Origin of the sequence: Clostridium sp. AM46-21, from assembly GCF_003480025.1 — a bacterium.
Taxonomy (GTDB): Bacteria; Bacillota; Clostridia; order Lachnospirales; family Lachnospiraceae; genus Coprococcus; species Coprococcus ammoniilyticus.
The window spans coordinates 1-1,488 of the sequence record NZ_QUIB01000029.1; the positions used below are offsets into that span (position 1 = coordinate 1).

At 27.3% G+C, this 1,488-nt stretch carries 1 protein-coding gene; it reads left to right on the forward strand.

Annotation, left to right across the window (positions count from 1 at the left end; translation table 11 throughout):
• Positions 1-1,167, forward strand: a 1,167-nt coding sequence (locus DW959_RS13985; RefSeq protein WP_207664461.1) for a radical SAM protein, incomplete at its 5' end; no start/stop codon positions are given.
• Between the last annotated feature and the right edge of the window lie 321 nt (positions 1,168-1,488).

Genomic DNA, 1,488 nt, shown 5'->3' on the forward strand with positions numbered 1-1,488 from the left:
TTTCGTTTTATTTCTAAAAGAAATATAATAAGTTTGAATCCAAATCATCAAATTAATATTTATCAAAATTTACTTTCGAATGAAATAATACGGTGTTCAATAAAATCTAATATGGATTGGAATAATCTAAAGACAGCCTTATTATTACAAGGAATTAAAATTGATATATCTGCTATGATTGCATTAACGGAATGTGGTGGAATTCAAGAAGGAACATTTGATGCTATTGATATTAGATTTTCTAATGACTTAATAGTAAATTGTCCACTTAAAATCCCTTTTATAGATTTCTCGCCATTTACTTTAAAATATATAGAAAAAAACTTTTATTTATTTTATCTTGAAAAAAATATAAGTATTGTATATGTAGATAAAAAAGATTCTATCCCAAATGTTAAAACACATTCCGGTTTATTATATTCAAAAATGGTGCAGCGCAATAATATGCGTATTCGCATTCGTCATAATTCAATATGTTTGTTTAAACAAAATGGAAAAGGCTGTCATTTTTGTCATGCAAAAAATGAAGAATACTATAATTTTGATTTAGACGATATAACGGAATCCTTTTTGTTTTATCTAGAAAATTTTGAATTTAAGGAAATTATGATAGGTGGCGCTTCAAACGATAGAATATATGAGCCAACACTCATAAAGGATATTCTTAAAATAATTAGAATACATACAGATAAACCAATTTATATCATGAGTCTTCCACCACAAGATTTAAATGATATTCAAGAATATAAGAAATTGGGTGCAAACGAAATTGCTTTTAATCTCGAAATTTATGACGAAACCATTTCAAAGGAAATAATGCCCGGTAAAGGAATGATTTCACGGAATGAATATCTAAAAGCTTTACAAAAAGCTGTAGAAGTCTTTGGAAATGATGGACAAGTACGTAGTATGCTAATTGTAGGTTTAGAGCCGCTTGAATCATTTAAAAAAGGTATAGAGGCCTTATGCAAAATTGGAGTATCTCCCATGATATCTCCGTTTCGACCTATGCAAAATACAAAATTAGCAAACTATGTTCCACCAAATTTTGAAGAATGTAAACAGTATATAAATACTGCAATAGAGATAACAAAAAAATATAATATCAAATTAGGGCCACCAAATATTTATAATCAAAACAATACTTTTAATCCTATTGATATATAAATATAAATGATAACCAGCCTTAAGCTCCCAAAAGGCTGGTTATCATTTATATGTTACATCTATTCCTTACTGATTGTTAGACGCAGAATAAGAATAACTTTGAAATATAGGATCACAATTTAATATTGATCCTGCTGTAATATTATGACTTATGCTATTAATTGTAATCTGATTAGCCTGAATAATCTGTTGAGAATGTTTAATTTTCTCGCTACTTTGTTTTTCTATTTGCTCTTTCTTTAATAAATTATCTATTTTTATTTGTTCCGTTTGAGCCTTTATTAATTCTATTTGAGCAAGAGATTTTTTTCATCTATTTCA